The 15,608-nt window shown below is 71.8% G+C and carries 15 protein-coding genes; 4 read left to right on the top strand and 11 right to left on the bottom strand.

All coding sequences use genetic code 11. The annotated features are described in order from the left end of the window. Positions 1-25 precede the first annotated feature (25 nt). Together AC6H2I_RS08000 and AC6H2I_RS07995 are read right to left on the bottom strand one after the other, a co-directional pair. The gene (locus AC6H2I_RS08000) at positions 26-2,233 is read right to left on the bottom strand and encodes a xanthine dehydrogenase family protein molybdopterin-binding subunit (protein WP_497500065.1); all 2,208 of its coding nucleotides are present in this window, start codon (positions 2,231-2,233) and stop codon (positions 26-28) included. A 3-nt stretch (positions 2,234-2,236) separates the two neighbouring features. Continuing rightward, positions 2,237-2,692 carry a (2Fe-2S)-binding protein gene (locus AC6H2I_RS07995; protein WP_497500064.1) on the bottom strand — a complete coding sequence of 152 codons (456 nt, stop codon included), beginning with the start codon at positions 2,690-2,692 and terminating at the stop codon, positions 2,237-2,239. Positions 2,693-3,040: 348 nt separating this feature from the next. Here AC6H2I_RS07995 and AC6H2I_RS07990 point away from each other — a divergent pair, with 348 nt between their 5' ends. Next, on the top strand, positions 3,041-3,838 hold the full coding sequence (locus AC6H2I_RS07990; RefSeq protein ID WP_497500063.1) for an SDR family oxidoreductase: 798 nt from the start codon (positions 3,041-3,043) through the stop codon (positions 3,836-3,838). A gap of 25 nt (positions 3,839-3,863) precedes the next feature. Here the strand turns inward: AC6H2I_RS07990 and AC6H2I_RS07985 are convergent, their stop codons facing one another. From AC6H2I_RS07985 to AC6H2I_RS07955, 7 genes are all read right to left on the bottom strand, one after another. Continuing rightward, positions 3,864-5,726 (bottom strand): DMT family transporter, encoded by a 1,863-nt coding sequence (locus AC6H2I_RS07985; protein ID WP_497500062.1) that lies wholly within the window; start codon positions 5,724-5,726, stop codon positions 3,864-3,866. Position 5,727: 1 nt separating this feature from the next. After that, a complete protein-coding gene (locus AC6H2I_RS07980; RefSeq protein WP_497500061.1) occupies positions 5,728-6,672 on the bottom strand; it encodes an L-histidine N(alpha)-methyltransferase in 945 nt (314 codons plus the stop codon). Between the two features lie 279 nt (positions 6,673-6,951). Then, on the bottom strand, positions 6,952-7,731 hold the full coding sequence (locus AC6H2I_RS07975; protein ID WP_497500060.1) for an SDR family oxidoreductase: 780 nt from the start codon (positions 7,729-7,731) through the stop codon (positions 6,952-6,954). 1 nt (position 7,732) lies between these two features. After that, on the bottom strand, positions 7,733-8,440 hold the full coding sequence (locus AC6H2I_RS07970; protein WP_497500135.1) for an HdaA/DnaA family protein: 708 nt from the start codon (positions 8,438-8,440) through the stop codon (positions 7,733-7,735). Beyond that, positions 8,440-9,525: an AI-2E family transporter gene (locus AC6H2I_RS07965; RefSeq protein ID WP_497500059.1), complete on the bottom strand. Its 1,086-nt coding sequence runs from the start codon at positions 9,523-9,525 to the stop codon at positions 8,440-8,442. The genes AC6H2I_RS07970 and AC6H2I_RS07965 overlap by 1 nt, the downstream gene beginning before the upstream one ends. Beyond that, on the bottom strand, positions 9,522-10,082 hold the full coding sequence (locus AC6H2I_RS07960; RefSeq protein WP_497500058.1) for a CDP-alcohol phosphatidyltransferase family protein: 561 nt from the start codon (positions 10,080-10,082) through the stop codon (positions 9,522-9,524). Before AC6H2I_RS07960 ends, AC6H2I_RS07965 begins: the two co-directional genes overlap by 4 nt. Positions 10,083-10,122: 40 nt before the next feature. Beyond that, positions 10,123-11,436 carry a DUF2066 domain-containing protein gene (locus tag AC6H2I_RS07955; protein WP_497500057.1) on the bottom strand — a complete coding sequence of 438 codons (1,314 nt, stop codon included), beginning with the start codon at positions 11,434-11,436 and terminating at the stop codon, positions 10,123-10,125. 76 nt (positions 11,437-11,512) lie between these two features. Between AC6H2I_RS07955 and purM the strand changes: the two genes are divergently transcribed. The 3 genes from purM to AC6H2I_RS07940 all read left to right on the top strand — a co-directional run bounded on the left by purM (position 11,513) and on the right by AC6H2I_RS07940 (position 13,482). Continuing rightward, a complete protein-coding gene (gene purM, locus AC6H2I_RS07950) occupies positions 11,513-12,595 on the top strand; it encodes a phosphoribosylformylglycinamidine cyclo-ligase (RefSeq protein WP_497500134.1) in 1,083 nt (360 codons plus the stop codon). After that, positions 12,583-13,242 (top strand): phosphoribosylglycinamide formyltransferase, encoded by a 660-nt coding sequence (purN, locus tag AC6H2I_RS07945; RefSeq protein ID WP_497500056.1) that lies wholly within the window; start codon positions 12,583-12,585, stop codon positions 13,240-13,242. Before purM ends, purN begins: the two co-directional genes overlap by 13 nt. Before the next feature lie 63 nt (positions 13,243-13,305). Beyond that, entirely contained in the window at positions 13,306-13,482 is a 177-nt protein-coding gene (locus AC6H2I_RS07940; RefSeq protein ID WP_497500054.1) for an aa3-type cytochrome c oxidase subunit IV, read from the top strand. An 81-nt stretch (positions 13,483-13,563) separates the two neighbouring features. Here the strand turns inward: AC6H2I_RS07940 and AC6H2I_RS07935 are convergent, their stop codons facing one another. Continuing rightward, complete coding sequence (locus AC6H2I_RS07935; protein ID WP_497500053.1) at positions 13,564-14,415, bottom strand: CheR family methyltransferase; 852 nt, start codon at positions 14,413-14,415, stop codon at positions 13,564-13,566. Further along, complete coding sequence (locus tag AC6H2I_RS07930; protein WP_497500052.1) at positions 14,412-15,608, bottom strand: protein-glutamate methylesterase/protein-glutamine glutaminase; 1,197 nt, start codon at positions 15,606-15,608, stop codon at positions 14,412-14,414. Before AC6H2I_RS07930 ends, AC6H2I_RS07935 begins: the two co-directional genes overlap by 4 nt.

Here is a 15,608-nt window from a genome sequence, read left to right as displayed (position 1 = left end):
AGGCCTCGGGGTCAGGCCGCCGGGGTCAGGCCGACAGCCCCCGGTCGAACGGCAGGGTGCGCACCCGCCGGCCGGTGGCGGCGGCCAGGGCGTTGGCGACCGCCGGTCCGATCGGCGGCACCCCCGGCTCGCCGATGCCGCTGGGCGGGTTGGCCGAGGGCACGATGTGCACCTCCACCGCCGGCATCTCGGCGAAGCGCAGCACCTGGTAGGTGTCGAAGTTGGTCTGGTCGACGCGCCCCTGCGTCAAGGTGGTCTCCGAATGGAGCACGGCCCCCAGCCCGAAGCCGACACCGCCCTCGACCTGGGCGCGGATCTGGTCGGGGTTCACGGCGATGCCGCAGTCGACGGCGCACACCACGCGCTCCACCGTGAAGGCGTCGCCCTCGCCAAGGGCGATCTCCGCCACCTCAGCCACCACCGTGCCGAAGGACTCGTGGACCGCCACGCCGCGGAAGCGGCCGGCCGGCAGCGGGTCGCCCCAGCCGGCCTTCTCCGCCGCCAGCGCCAGCACCCCGAGGTGGCGCGGGTGGTCGCGCAGCAGCGCGCGGCGGTAGGCGACGGGGTCGCGCCCGGCCAGCGCCGCCAGCTCGTCGATCATGGTCTCCATGACGTAGGCGGTGTGGGTGTGCCCCACCGAGCGCCACCACAGCACCGGCACCCCAACCTGCGGCGAGGTCAGCTCCACCAGCATGTTGGGCACGGCGTAGGGGGTGTCGGACACGCCCTCCACCGACGTCGCGTCGACGCCGTCGCGGATCATCGCGGCGAACGGCGTGCCGGCCAGGATCGACTGGCCGACGATGCGGTGCCGCCAAGCCAGCGGCAGGCCGGCCTCGTCGACGGCCACCCGCAGCGTGTGCAGGAACATCGGCCGGTAGCGGCCGCCGGTCATGTCGTCCTCGCGGGTCCACAGCACCTTGACCGGGGCCGTCCAGCCGATCGCCTTGGCGCATTCGACCGCCTCGACCACCACGTCGGCGTCGCCGACGGCGCGCCGGCCGAAGCCGCCGCCGGTCATCATGACGTGCATGCGCACCTGGTCCGGGGCGATTCCCGCGGCCTTGGCGGCCAACGCCTGGTAGAGGTCGGGGATCTGGTGGCCGCCCCACACCTCCAGCGTCGCGCCGTCGCCACGGGCCACGGCGTCGAGCGGCTCGAGCGCGGCGTGGGCCAGATAGGGGAAGGTGTAGGTCGCCTCGATCGTGCGCCCCCCGCCTTCGGTGGCCGCCGTGTCCAGGATCGCCTGGGGCTCGCCCCGGCGTTCGGCGACGACCATCGCCGGCTCCGCCGCGAGACGGCGGTACTCCTCCAGGAGTTCGGCCGAGCCGCGGGTCTCCGCCGCCGCGGTGTCCCAGTCCACGGTCAGCGCCTCGCGGCCCTGGATCGCCGCCCAGGTCGTCTCGGCGATCACCGCGACGCCGCGGGAGATCGCCTCCACCGCCACGACCCCCTTCACGGCCTTCGCGGCCGCGGCGTCGAAGGAGCGGACGGTGGCGCCGAACAGCGGGGGATGGGCCACCACCGCGGTCAGCATCCCCGGCAGCGAGACGTCGATGGTGAAGGTTTGGCGGCCCGTCGACTTGGCCCGGCTGTCGATGCGGCGGAACGCGTCCGTTCCGATCAGCCGCCAGTCCTTGGGGTCCTTCAGGGAGACATCCGCCGGGACCGGGCGGGTCGCCGCCGCCTCGGCCATCTCGCCGAAGGTGGCGCGCCGGCCGGCCGGGTGGCTCAACACGCCCCCGGCCACCCGGACCTCGCCCGCCGGGACGCCCCAGGCGGCCGCCGCGGCGTCCACCAGCATGGCCCGCGCCGTCGCCCCGGCGGTGCGGTAGCGGTCAAAGGACGCGGCGATGGCGGTCGAGCCGCCGGTGCCCTGGACCGTGCCGCCCCAGGCGGGGTTGCCGTAGAGCGCCGGGTTGCCCGACGCCCCGGTGGCGCGCAGCTGGGCGGGGTCGGCGTCCATCTCCTCGGCCACCAGGGTGGCGATGCCGGAGTAGATGCCCTGCCCCATGTCCATGTGGGCCGACAGCACGGTGATCGTGTTGTCGGGGGCCACGGTGAGGTAGCCTTCGAAGGGCGAGGGCACGCCGGCCGCCGTGGCCGCGGTGCCGGCGGCGGCACCGGCGGCCCGGAAGCCGACGGTGAGGCCGGCGCCCGCGGCGCCGGCGGCGGCGAGGAAGCCGCGGCGCGACAGGCGGGGCGCCGGAAGGGACAGACGGTGGATGAACATGGGTCAGCCCTCCAGCAGGCGGGCGGCTTCGTGGATGCCGGCCCGGATGCGGTGATAGGTGGCGCAGCGACAGAGGTTGCCGTCCATGGCCGCGTCGATGTCGGCGGCGGCGGGCTTGGGATTCTCGGTCAGCAGCGCCACCGCCGCCATCACCTGACCGGATTGACAGTAGCCGCATTGCGGCACGTCCAGCGCCACCCAGGCGCGCTGCACGGCGTCGGCCACCTTGCCGTCGACGCCTTCGATGGTGGTGATGCTCTGGCCCTCGGCGGCGGCCAGCGGTGTGACGCAGGCGCGCACCGGCGTGCCGCCCATGTGCACCGTGCAGGCGCCGCACTGGGCCATGCCGCAGCCGAACTTGGTGCCGGTCAGGCCGAGATGGTCGCGCAACACCCACAGCAGGGGCGTTGCCGGATCGGTGTCGACCTCGTGGTCGCGACCGTTTACGGTCAGTCTCATGTGTGCTCTCCCCGATGGGCGCCGGACGGCGCGGGCGCGGGATGGCCGGACGCTGTGCATTCGCGTTTTTTGTTGGTGTGGCCACCGATCGCCGACCATCAAACTGGATGACCGGCCGACGCCGTCAAGGCGGCGCCCGCCCGCGCGCGCCAACGCAAGCGGAGCCACTGTGCACCGCGGAAGGCGGGGTGATAATCCACCGGATCACGCACACCCTGTACAGCCACGCTTAACAATGCGCGGCACGACCCCGGTGACACCCGCGCGCCGGACATTGTAACGTGGGGCCTTGTACGATGCCCGGTGGCCGGCGCGCTGGCGCCGGCGCCATCATCCACGGACGCGCCGATGGATCTCCTGCTCACGGGCCGGCATGCGCTCATCACCGCGGCGAGCGAGGGTCTGGGCTGGTTCGCCGCCCAGGCGCTGGTCGACGAGGGATGCCGCGCGACCCTCTGCGCGCGGGACGCGGCAAGACTGGACGCGGCGGTGCGGCACCTCAACGGACGGGCTGCGGCGTCGGCGTCGGCGTCCGCGGTCTGCTGCGATCTGTCCGGCGGCGACGATCTCCGGCGGCTGGGCGACGCGGTGCTGGCGAGCGGACCGCCCGCACCAACCATCCTGGTGTTGAGCACCGGGCATCCACCGACCGACACGTTCCACAACACCTCCGCCGCCGACTGGGACCTGGGCCGCCGCCTTCTCCTGGACCCCGTGCTGACCCTCTGCAAGACGGTTCTGCCGGGCATGGTGGCCGCCGGATTCGGCCGGATCATCGTCGTCGGCTCCATCTTCGCGGTCGAGCACGACGAGGGGTCCGTCATCCAGAGCACCTACCGGCGCGCCTTGCTCGGCCTGGTCAAATGCATCGCGCGCGACTACGCGTGCCATGGGATCACCGCCAACGCGGTAAGCCCCGGCTACTTCGACACGCCGCTGGTCCAGCGGCATGCCGACCTGTACGCGGGGCGCACCGGGCAGGATCGCGACCACGTTCTCGACGGGTGGCGCCGGGCGTCGCCGTGCCACCGCTTCGGCACGGCCCAGGAGTTCGGGGCACTCGTCGCCTATCTGGCGTCGCCCTTGAGCGGGTTCACGAGCGGCGCCAACATCGTGATCGATGGGGCCGCCACGCGGTCGCTGTAGCCCCGGTTCCGCACGGCCCCCGCGCCTACCCGCCCGGCGGCGCCACGCCGGTCCATCCGATACCGAAGTGCTTCGCGCTCAGCAAGAAGACCATCACCGATGAGCTGATGGCGGCGATCATCAGGAACACCACCCGGTAGAACCGGATGTGAGGATGAATCGTCACGAGCACGAGCTGTCCGGCCTCGCCGGTCGTCCTGACCTGCACCGGGCGATCGACGTCGGGGTACTGCTCGGTGTCGACCATGCCCGAGGGAACGTAGGGCGACAGGCCGATGTGCTCGAAGATGCTGAACTGGCAGGCCAGACGCTCCAACGTGATGTGCTCCTGATCGACGTCGAGGTCGCGCACCGTGAAGATGAGAAACGCGATCCCCGTGCCGATGGCGATCGCCGCGATGTCGCCGCCAAAGGAGTTGTCGCGCGACACCGTCACCAGGAGGAAGGTCGTCACGCCCAGGAGGACGATCGCGAGCTGCTCCCCCAAGGGCATCCGCTCCGCCTTCAGAAGCAACCAGCGATGGAGGGCCGAGATCAACCGGTCGGTGTGCCGGCGCAGGCGCTCCGATTCCTGGTTGGCGCGGCGCAGCCGCTCCATCCCCGACAGCAGGCCCATGAACTCCGCGCGTCCGTTGCGGCTGGAGACCGCCAGCTCGAGGTTGGTGGCCTGGCACAACACCTGGTCGATGCGCTCCAGAACCGCCCGCCGCTCGTCGGACGGTGCCGGTGGCAGGTCGTTGCTGAGGTCCAGGATCGACGCGTAGACGCTCGAGAACTCCCGGTCGCGCTCACGGTGCTTGGTCGCCAGGCGGTTCAGGGAAAACCCCACGGTGATCGAGAACAGCACCCCGAGCACACCGGCGACCACGCCGATGTCGGAATGGCGCAGGGGGTCGGTGGTGGCGCAGACAAGGCCGGTCATCACAAAGGTGACCAAGGCGCCCTGTGTCGCGCGGACATGGCGGTACCGGCTGTGGAGAAGGAAATTCGCGACGACGATCAGAACGCCGCCGAGCAGCGTGTCACCCGTCACCTCCTCCCCCAGAAGGAGCAGCCACACCGTCGTGAGGACCGGAGTCAGGTAAATGATCGAGGCGAGGGTGATCGACGGATAGTTCTGAATGGAATACTGCCACAGAAGATAGCCGATGCCGAAGACGAGCCCACCTTCGATGACGATCAGAAGCAGCACGTCCGGGCGGAAGGGCGGCAAGAGGGTGGCATCGAGCAGGGAGAATGTGGCGACAAGAACGACGAGGGCGGTCGAGACGGCGAGGAAATAGGAATGGACCGGCGACGCCATGTAGGCCCGGGTTTGCCGCAGCAGCGCCATGTGCGCCCCGACCAGCAGCGCCCCGAGGAAGGCGGCGAGATAGACGCCGTACGCGTCCGCCCATCCGGTCGACGTCAGGCGCGACCCCGCGGTCAGGCCGGCGCCCCAGAACGCCATGGCGACCAGCGCCAGTTCCCAGACCGACAGGCCGCGGCGCTGCGCCGGATCGAGCAGTACGGTGAACACGATCAGCGCGATGGGCCACAGGTAATTTATGACGTTTGCCTCGACGATCGGCCCCTCGAACAGAGCGTAAAAGAAGAATATCTCGTATCCGGCGAGCAGGGCCCCACTCATGGCAAGCACAGAGACTTGCTTGCCCGATAGGTTCTTCACGCAACGAACGAAGGCGCGGCGATCCCACAGCACCAGGACGGCGAACAAGCACCACGCCACGGCGACCGGAATCGTCGCAAACACCGAGAACGGTATGTCTCCCTTGACCACCGAGACGATCGGGGCCGCGAACGACCACAAGAACACCGCGGCGATTCCCGACAGGCGGGACTTCGGCGCATAGGAGGAAACCGGCGCGGCCGGCTGGGAGTCGGCCACGTCACCCTCTTTCCATCAGCAACGTGATTGAATGTTCCGTCGACTCCTTGCAAAGAGTGGCGACGCCCAGGCATCCCTCGAGGTGACGCTGAAAGGACGCCTCGTCGTAATAATGAACGACCGACAGGGTTGAATTCCGGAACACCGTCCTGTCGATCTCGACGGCATCGTAGGTGGCGGTGACGCTCACGGTGTCCGGGATCCCGCTCAGGCCGACGGACTGGCGGTAAGCCATCCGCTCCGGATCGTAGGGAACCCCGAGTTTCCGCAGCGGCCCGAAATCATGCGACCGGTTGGCCGCGGTGTCGTAGGACGCGAGGGCCACCGGCGTCCCGGACTGTTTCCTGACATTGACAAGCAGAAGATCATGGTGCTTGAGGGCGTTGCGCAGCCCTTCGAGCAGCGCGCCCTCTTCGCTGTTGCCCAGGGTGTTCCCCGCCAGCACCAGGCACCGGGGGGTGCGGCGCGCCGGCAGGATGCGGTCGAGCGCCGCGAGGTAGGGAGGCTGCGGCACGACGGCGTTGAGGCGTGCGGGGCTGTCCCCCAGGGCGCCGGCGATGGCCTGCAGCGCGATCGGGAGGAGGTACGGGCACACGTCGACGACGGTGCACTCCGTCAGCAGGCCACGGTTGGCGAGCGCCCGTGCGCACCGCGCCTCCTTCTCGCCGTCGCCGGCGCCGAAGGCCAGGAGCGTGTAGCCGGCCGCGGCGGTGGCGCCGTGCCCGAGCACCGTGTCGATGCGCTCGAAGACGGCGGACGACTCGCGGCGGAACGCGTCGTCATCGACCGACAGCGCCAACCAGTCGTGCGCCGCGCGGAGATCGCTGTAGAGCAGGTAGCCCGGCAGCGGCCGCCCCGCCACCAACGACGCCAGGAGGTGGCTCTTGAAGTCGTAGTGCGTCCGCGGAAACGTGACGCGTGTGTCGACGTACCGACCCTCGTCCATGCGATGGCAGGCCCCCGCGGTGTCCAACGCCCCCGCCGCCGTCCCGCCGGCGGCCACCCGGACGCCACGCCCCTTCGGACGGTGGCGTCCCCTCCCGGGGTGGCCGGACCCGTGGCGCGCATGCGGCGCCGCCTCGCGCCGGACGCGTGCCGCCCGACGACGGGCCGCCATCCCCGGGAAACTCTGGCATCATCGCGCCCGGATATCAACGGCGCCCGCCCATGCGTCGCGGTCCGCGCGCTCTCCCGCCCGCCCGCCCCCCCTGCCGGGTGCGGGCGGTCAGAGCGTGCCCGGGTAGTTCCCGCCGTCGACCACCAGGTTCTGGCCGGTCATGTAGCCGGCGTGGACCGAGCACAGGAAGGCGCAGACGCTGCCGAACTCGGCGGGGTCGCCGTAGCGCCTGGCCGGGTTGGTCAGACGCCGGGCGTCCATGATCTCCTCGACCGGGCGGCCCTGGGCCTTGGCGGCGCCCTCCATGGTCGCGCGCAGGCGGTCGGTCTCGAAGGGGCCGGGCAGCAGGTTGTTGATGGTGACGTTGTGGGCCACGGTCTGACGGGACAGGCCGGCGATGAAGCCGGTCAGCCCGGCGCGCGCGCCGTTGGACAGGCCGAGGGTGGGGATCGGCCCCTTCACCGCCGCCGAGGTGATGTTCACGACCCGGCCGAAACGGCGCCCGATCATGCCGTCCACCGTCGCCTTGATCAGCAGGATCGGCGCGATCATGTTGGCGTCGAGGGCACGGATCCACGCGTCGCGGTCCCAGTCGCGGAAATCGCCGGGCGGCGGGCCGCCGGCGTTGTTGACCAAGATGTCCGGCTCGGGACAGGCCGCCAGCGCCGCCGCCCGCCCGCCGTCGGTGGCGATGTCCCCGGGGGCCGTGGTCACCGTCGCCCCGGTGGCCGCGCGGATCTCCGCCGCCGCCGCCTCCAGGGCGTCGCGGCCGCGCGCGGTGATGGTCACCGCCACCCCCTCGCGCGCCAGCGCCATGGCGCAGGCCTTGCCCAGCCCCTTGCTGGCGGCGCAGACGAGGGCGCGGCGCCCGGCGAGTCCCAGATCCATCTCACTCTCCCTGTTGCGAACCGTTTGCCGCGTTCATCTCGCCGAGCACGGCGCGGACCAGCGGCACCGTGATGCGCCGGTGCGCCGCCAGCGACGCCCGGTCGACCGCCGCCACCACCCGGCGCGCGGCGTCCAGCGAGCGTTCCATGCGCGCCAGCAGATAGGCCACCACCTCCTGGCTCGGCATGATCTGGCGGTCGGCGAACAGCTTGACCAGCACCGCCGCCAGCAGCGCGTCGTCGGGCGGTGCGACGGACACCGCCGGGGCGCCCTTGACCCGCGAGCGCAGGTCGGGCAGCCGCACCCGCCAGCGGGCCGGCGGCTGGCGGGCCAGCAGCAGGAGATGGCCGCCGGCGTCGCGCGCCATGTTGTAGAGGTGGAACAGTGCCTGCTCCCGCCCCTTGCGTCCGGCGACCTGGTCGGCGTCGTCGACGGCCAGCGCCGCGGTGGCGCCGAGCAGCGCCGGCAGGTCGGCGCCGGGAAGGTCCGGCGCCCGCACCAGGCCGGCGCCGCTGCGCGCCCGCCAGACCTGGGCCAGGTGGCTCTTGCCGCAGCCCGCCGGCCCCCACACCGTCAGCGCCGGCGCCGGCCACGACGGCCAGCGGTCGAGCCACGCGACCGCGTCGGCGTTGCTGGCCGCCACCAGGAAGTCCTCGCCCCCCATGGCCGGCCGAAAGCCGAGGTCGAGGGGCAGCTGGGCCACGTCGATCACCGCTCCCCCGCCAACCCGGCGGGAGTGCGCACGCCGCGGTAGTACGGGCTGTCCAGGTACTGGCGCAGCGCGAACCGCGTCAGCACGCCGATCACCGCCGCCACCGGCACGGCGATCAGGACGCCGAGGAACCCGAACAGGCTGCCGCCGGCCAGCAGCGCGAACATCACCCACACCGGGTGCAGCCCGACCCGCTCCCCCACCAGGCGCGGCGTCAGGACGTTGCCCTCCACCGCCTGGCCGAACAGGAAGATGCCGACCACCAGGGCGATGCGCCACCACTCGTCGAACTGCACCAGCGCGAGCCCGGTCGACGCGACGAAGCCGAACAGGGTGCCGACATAGGGAATGAACGAGAGCAGGCCGGCCAGGAGCCCGATCACCAACCCGAAGCTGAGGCCGGCCAGCGACAGGCCGACCGCGTAGAATCCGCCCAGCGCCAGGCACACCGTGGCCTGCCCGCGCAGGAATCCGGCCAAGGTGGCGTCGACCTCCCGCGCCTGCTCGCGGATGGTGTCGGCGTGCATGCGCGGCAGCCAGCGGTCGACCGATGCGACCAGGAGATCCCAATCCCGCAGCAGGTAGAAGGCCACCACCGGGGTGATGAACAGGACGGAGAGCACGTCGAAGAAGGCGAGCCCGCCGGTCAGGATGGTGCGCAGCACGCGGCCGATCCACACCACGGCGTCGCCGGCGTACTCGCCGGCTGCGGTGCGCAGCCGTGCCACGTCCTCGGCCGAGATGTCGGCGACCAGCCGCTCCACCAGCGGCTCCACCCGCTCGCGCAGCTTGGCGGCGTAGGCCGGCAGGCTGTCGATGAGCTGGACCACCTGGGCCTGGACCAGCGGCACCAGCAGCAGCAGCACGACCACCAGGACAAGCAGGAACGACAGCAGCACCAGCGTCGTGCCCAGCCAGCGCGGCAGGCGCCACGTCTCCAGCCGGTCGACCATGGGGTCGAGGAAATAGGCGATGGCGAGGCCGGCGACGAAGGGCAGCAGCATGCCCGAGAGCAACCAGAGCGCCGCCACGAACAGGGCGAAGCCGACCAACCAGAAGCGGATCTGCTTCGCGGCGTTCACGACAGCCCCCCCAGCCGCTCGAACAGCGACCGCCCCCGCAGGACATAGGCCACCCCCGACAGCACCGTCGTCGCGGCGCAGACCCACACCAGCACCGCCACCACGTCGACCCCGTAGAACACCGGCTCCGGCAGGGACAGGCCGGCCGGGGCCAGCACCGCCGCCGCCAGCGCGATCTGCACCGCGGTGTTGACCTTGCTGATGCCCAGCGGCTGCATCGCCAGGGATTCCTTCAGCGTGTACAGGAGCAGCACCCCGCCGACGATCATCGCGTCGCGGAACACGACCATGATGACGAGCCACAGCGGCAGTTCGCCCATGTGCCCCAGCGCGACGTAGACGCTGACCAGCAGCGCCTTGTCGGCCAGCGGGTCGAGATAGGCGCCCAGCATGGTGCGTGACCGGAACATGCGGGCAATGGCACCGTCGAGGGCGTCGGACACGCCGGCCGCGACGAACACCCAGAACGCCCAGCCGAGATCGCCCGCGAGGATCCAGTAGACGGCCAGCGGCACGGCCAGCAGCCGTCCGAAGGTGATGATGTTGGGTATGCTCACCGGATGCCGCTCCCTCCTCGGCGGTCGGACGGGGGCCGCGTCAGCGGTACCCCGGCGCCGGCAGCGGCGTGCCGACGATCCCCGACCCCGCCGGAGCGGCCGGCGGGTACGCCGCCGCGCCGCCGGCCCCGCCCTGGGGAGCGGCACCAGAGCGGCCGCCCAGCAGGATCGTCCAGACCGGCAGCGCGGCCGGTGCGGCGGCCGGCTGGCCCGGCACGGCGGGCGGAACCGCCGCCGCCGGCACCCCGGCCGGGACGACGGACGGCGCCGGCTCGACCAGCGACAGGTCGCGGCGCGCCAGGGCCGTGCGCAGGGTGTCGAGGTCGCCGCGGTAGTGCAGCGCCACCGTGGCCTCGTCGCGGGACAGCGACAGCACATCGGCCCGCCGCACCGCACCGACGCCGTCGAGGCGGCGGCGCGCCTCCAGCCATTCCTGCAGCGACCCCACCGGGATGCGCGCGGTCAGGCTCTGCTCCGGCCCGGCGGACACCGTGTTGTCACGCCGCCAGGCCTCGTCGATCGCCGCCGCGGTCTGCACCACGGCGCGGTTCAGCACGTCCTCGGGCCGGTCGGCGGCGTCGGCGCGCACGGCGACCGTCTGCTGGTCGCGGCCACCGCCCGGGGTGTAGCGGGTCATCTCCACCGTCAGGTCGCCGGCGGTGGTGGCGCCGCCCGCCGGCAGGGTGATCTTGGCGACCACGACGCCGGCGGCGTTGTGGCGCCCGGCAATCCGGGCGAGGGCCGCGGCGTCGCCGTTCAGCGCCTCGCCCACCCCGACGGCGGCGATGTCGTCGAGCTCGCCGTAGGGGACCGCCAGGGGCACCAGCGAGCCGCCCGGCTCGCGCGCCTCCCAGACCTCGCGCCACGCCGTGCGGTCCTCCCACAGCACGGGCCGGCCGTCGACCTCGGTCACCGGCAGCACCACCAGGGGCTGGGTCGGCGGCTCCACGTAGGTGGCGGTGGTTCCCGCCAGCATGTCGCGCACCGCCTGCGGCCGGAAGCGCACGCTGTAGGTGCCGACGTACCGGGTGGCCGAGGCCTTCTCGTTGGCGATCTCGAATCCCTGGACGAGGCGGAAGAGGTCGCCGTCCGACACCGCCGGGGGCGTTCCGCCGCCCGGGACCAGGCGGCCGTACAGCGTCGTCCACGCCTTGCGCTGGGCGTCCTGGATGGCACGGTCGCGGGCGGCGCTGGCGTCCCCGGCGGACACGTCGACGTCGATCCCCGACACCGTGAAGGCCGGATCGCCGGCGGCGTCCTGGGCGCGCGCGGGGTGCGGCGCGGCGAGCGCGGCGACCAGCACGAGGACGGCGGCGAGGCCCGGCCAAAGGGTCCGGCAGCGGCGGTGGAGCATTGCAATGCCTTCCGATTCGAGTATGTTCGGCCCGTTTCGTTGGCCCGGTATATAGCCCAGCCCAAGCGAGGATACCATCAGCACCCAGCCCAATAACACGTCCGACGCCTACAAAGAGGCCGGCGTGGACATCGACGCCGGCAACGCGCTCGTCGACGCGATCAAGCCGCTTGCCCGATCCACCGCGCGCACCGGGTCCGACGCGGGACTCGGCGGATTCGGCGCGCTGTTCGATCTTCGGGCGGCCGGCTTCTCCGACCCGCTGCTGGTCTCGACCACCGACGGCGTCGGCACCAAGCTAAAGGTGGCCATCGCCGCGGGCAAGCACGACACCGTCGGCATCGACCTCGTCGCCATGTGCGTCAACGACCTCGTTGTCCAGGGCGCCGAGCCGCTGCTGTTCCTCGACTACTTCGCCACCGGCAAGCTGGAGGTGGAGGCGGGGCGCGCCATCGTCTCGGGCATCGCCGAGGGGTGCCGCCAGGCCGGCTGCGCGCTGGTGGGCGGCGAGACCGCCGAGATGCCGGGGATGTACAGCCACGGCGACTACGACCTCGCCGGCTTCTCGGTCGGGGCGGTGGAGCGCGCCCAGGTGCTGACCGGGGCCGGGGTCGCCGCCGGCGACGTGGTGCTGGGCCTGGCCTCGTCGGGCGTCCATTCCAACGGCTATTCGCTGGTCCGCCGCCTCGTGGAGACGGCCGGCCTCGGCTACCACGACGACGCCCCCTGGGCGCCCGGGCGGACGGTGGGCGAGGCGCTGCTGACGCCGACCCGGATCTATGTGAAAGCCGCGCTGGCCGCGGTGCGGGCCGGCACGGTGCGGGCGCTCGCCCACATCACCGGCGGCGGGTTGATCGAGAACATCCCCCGCGTCCTGCCCGACGGACTCGGCGTGACCCTGGACGCCGCCGCCTGGACGGTGCCCCCGGTGTTCGGCTGGCTGGCGTCCACCGGCCGGCTGTCGGCCACGGAGATGGCCCGCACCTTCAACTGCGGCATCGGCATGGTCGCGGTGTGCCCGCCGGACCGCGCGGCCGAGGCCGCGGACATCCTGCGGGCCCACGGCGAAACGGTGTTCGAGATCGGCCGCGTCGTCGCCAGCCCGGCGGAGGGTCCCCGCGTCGCCGTCACCGGGACCGGACCCGCATGGCCCGCCTGAAGCTGGGCGTCCTGATCTCCGGACGGGGCAGCAACCTGCGGGCCCTGATCGACGCGGCGGCCGACCCCGCCTACCCCGCCGCGATCGCGCTGGTGCTGTCCAACCGGCCCGACGCCGAGGGGCTTGCCCACGCCACGGCCGCGGGCATCCCCGGCGTGGTGGTCGACCACCGCGGCTTTCCCGGCGACAAGCCCGGTTTCGAGGCGGCCATGGACCGTGCGCTCGAGGCGGCCGGGGTCGAGATGGTGTGCCTGGCCGGCTTCATGCGCCTGCTGTCGGAGGGGTTCGTGGAGCGCTGGCGGGACCGGCTGGTCAACATCCACCCGTCCCTGCTGCCGTCGTTCAAGGGGCTGGACACCCACGCCCGCGCCCTGGCCGCCGGGGTGCGGGTGCACGGCTGCACCGTGCACCTGGTGCGCCCGGCGATGGACGAGGGACCGATCGTGGCCCAGGCCGCCGTGCCGGTGCTGCCGGGAGACGACGCGCAGGCGCTGGGACGGCGGGTCCTCGCCGCCGAGCACCGGCTCTATCCCCTCGCCGTGCGCCTGCTGGCCGAGGGCCGGGCACGGGTGCGCGGCGATCGCGTGGAGGTGGGGGATGCGGGCGTCGACGGCGCGGCCTGCCTGATGGTTCCGGCACCGCGATAGGGCTTGCCGAAACCCTCGGCGCGCTCCACTATCCAGCGCAAAAATCAATCAGAGGAGGGGTAGATGACGGCAGTCGACAACGGTCACGGCGAGGGCATGCACTTTCCGGCGGATCCCCGCGTGAGCCCGGAGTTCGTGCGCGACCGCGCCACGGAATGGCATGCGTTCACGCGCTTTTCGACCTACGGGATCGCCAGCGTGATCGTGCTGCTGGTGCTGATGGCGCTGTTCCTGCTGTGAGCACCCGCCCCTCCCCCGGCGGACCGGGGGAGGGGCCACTCGGCGGCCGCCCGTAAACTCGCGGCCTTCAAGGCGTCGCCTTCAGCCCGTCGCCTTCAGCCCGCCGGCGTCGAAGCCCGGGCCGTTGGCCAGGGTGTAGAGCCCGCGCTGCCCGTCCACCGGGCGGAAGCGGTTGGTGATCCCCAGAACCGTCTCGGCGCCGCCGAGGTACAGCACGCCGTCCGGCGGCATGACCCGGGCGATCGATTCCAGCACCCGCTGCTTGGTCGGCTGATCGAAATAGATCAGCACGTTGCGGCAGAAGACGATGTCGAACTGCCCCAGCCCGCCCAGGTCCTGCAACAGGTTCCACTCGCGGAAGCTGACCATCTGGCGCAGGTTCTGGTTGATCTGCCACTTGTCGCCCATCTGCTTGAAATGCTTGACCAGCATCTGGATGGGCAGGCCGCGCTGCACTTCGAACTGGGTGTAGATGCCGGCCTTGGCGCGCTCCACCATTTCGGTGGAGATGTCGGTGCCGACGATCTCGATCCGCCAGCCCGCCACCTTGGCGGCCTCGTCCTGCAGCAGCATGGACAGGGAATAGGCTTCCTGTCCGCTGGAGCAGGCCGCCGACCAGATGCGGAACTGCCGCTTGGTGGCGCGCGCCGCCAGCACACGCGGCAGAACCACGGTGCGGAACTGGTCGAACGGCTTGGTGTCGCGGAAGAACGAGGACTCGTTGGTCGTCATCGCGTCCGTGATGTCGCGCAACAGCGCTTCATCCTTGCGCGTGCGGACGGTCGACGCCAGCTCGTCCAGCCCCTTCATATTCCACTTGCGCGCGACGGGCATCAGCCGCGACTCGAGCAGGTACGCCTTGTCCTTGGTCAACACCAGGCCGGAGCGTTGCTTCAGCAAGGTGGCGAACATGTCGAAGTCTTCGACCCTCATGCTGCCGTCCTCAACGCAAACTTGCGGATGTAAGGCCCGATTTCTTTCAGTGGAAGAACCGCGGTGCACAGGCCGGCCTGCGCCACGGCTCCCGGCATGCCCCAGACGACGCTGGACGCCTCGTCCTGGGCGATCAGCGTGCCGCCCTGGTTGACCAGTTCGGTGCAGCCCTTCAGCCCATCCTGTCCCATGCCGGTGAGGATGCAGGCGAACACCTTGCGGGCACCGTAGGCCCGCACGATGGAGCGCATCATCGGCTCGACCGACGGCCGGCAGAAGTTCTCCGGCGGGTCCTTGGTGAGTTGGACGACGTTGGTGCCGCCCCGGTTGGCCACCAGCATGTGGAAGTCGCCGGGGGCGACGTAGCAGCGGTTCGCCACGATGGGCTCGCCGTCCTTCGCCTCGGCGGCCACCAGGCCGCACTGGCGGGAGATGTGCTCGGCCAGGATGGTGGTGAAGGTGGCCGGCATGTGCTGGGTGATCAGGATCGGCTGGGTGACGCCGCCCTTCATGTGGGCGAGCACCTCGAACAGCGCCTGCGGTCCGCCGGTGGAGCTGCCGATGGCGATCACGTCGGGCCGCGGCGGGGCCGCCGCCGCCGGGCGGACCGTGACCGTCGCCGGCTCGCGCGGGCGCAGGGTGGTGGCGCCGACCGTGGCCGGACCGCCGCCCACCGGGCGGACCGGTGTGAGCGGCCGCATCTCGCCGCGCGAACGCGATCCCGCGCGCCGCGCCGCGCCGCCCAGCGCCTTCACCTTGGAGACCAGCTCGCGCTTGAAGTCGGCGGCGTTGCCGACCTCGCGCGTCGAGGTCGGCTTGGGAATGTAGTCGGCCGCCCCCGCCTGCAGGCACCGCATGGAGACGTCGGCGCCCCGGAGCGTCAGCGTCGACGCCATGATGATCTTCACCTGCGGCGCCACCGCCAGCAGCTTGGGGATGGCGGTGAGGCCATCCATCACCGGCATTTCGATGTCGAGGACGACGACGTCGATGGTGTTGCGCTGGAGCGAGTTGATCGCCATCTGGCCGTCGCCCACCGACGCCACCACCCTGATCTCCGCGTCGCCCTCGAGCGCCCGGGTCAGCAGCCCGCGGATCACCGCCGAATCGTCGACCACCATCACCCGGTACGGGTCGGTGCCGGACGGTCGTGCCGGCGAGCCGGCGGCGGAGCTTCGGAAGCTGTCGGACAT

This window comes from Azospirillum sp. NS33, from assembly GCF_059703765.1.
This window is presented reverse-complemented; position numbering and strand designations above follow the sequence as displayed.

Bases quoted from the DNA above. Each gene is read 5' to 3' on its own strand.
- AC6H2I_RS08000 (WP_497500065.1), bottom strand. From the start codon at position 2,233: ATGTTCATCCACCGTCTGTCCCTTCCGGCGCCCCGCCTGTCGCGCCGC.
- AC6H2I_RS07995 (WP_497500064.1), bottom strand. From the start codon at position 2,692: ATGAGACTGACCGTAAACGGTCGCGACCACGAGGTCGACACCGATCCG.
- AC6H2I_RS07990 (WP_497500063.1), top strand. From the start codon at position 3,041: ATGGATCTCCTGCTCACGGGCCGGCATGCGCTCATCACCGCGGCGAGC.
- AC6H2I_RS07980 (WP_497500061.1), bottom strand. From the start codon at position 6,672: ATGGACGAGGGTCGGTACGTCGACACACGCGTCACGTTTCCGCGGACG.
- AC6H2I_RS07975 (WP_497500060.1), bottom strand. From the start codon at position 7,731: ATGGATCTGGGACTCGCCGGGCGCCGCGCCCTCGTCTGCGCCGCCAGC.
- AC6H2I_RS07955 (WP_497500057.1), bottom strand. From the start codon at position 11,436: ATGCTCCACCGCCGCTGCCGGACCCTTTGGCCGGGCCTCGCCGCCGTC.
- purN (WP_497500056.1), top strand. From the start codon at position 12,583: ATGGCCCGCCTGAAGCTGGGCGTCCTGATCTCCGGACGGGGCAGCAAC.
- AC6H2I_RS07940 (WP_497500054.1), top strand. From the start codon at position 13,306: ATGACGGCAGTCGACAACGGTCACGGCGAGGGCATGCACTTTCCGGCG.
- AC6H2I_RS07935 (WP_497500053.1), bottom strand. From the start codon at position 14,415: ATGAGGGTCGAAGACTTCGACATGTTCGCCACCTTGCTGAAGCAACGC.
- AC6H2I_RS07930 (WP_497500052.1), bottom strand. From the start codon at position 15,608: ATGTCCGACAGCTTCCGAAGCTCCGCCGCCGGCTCGCCGGCACGACCG.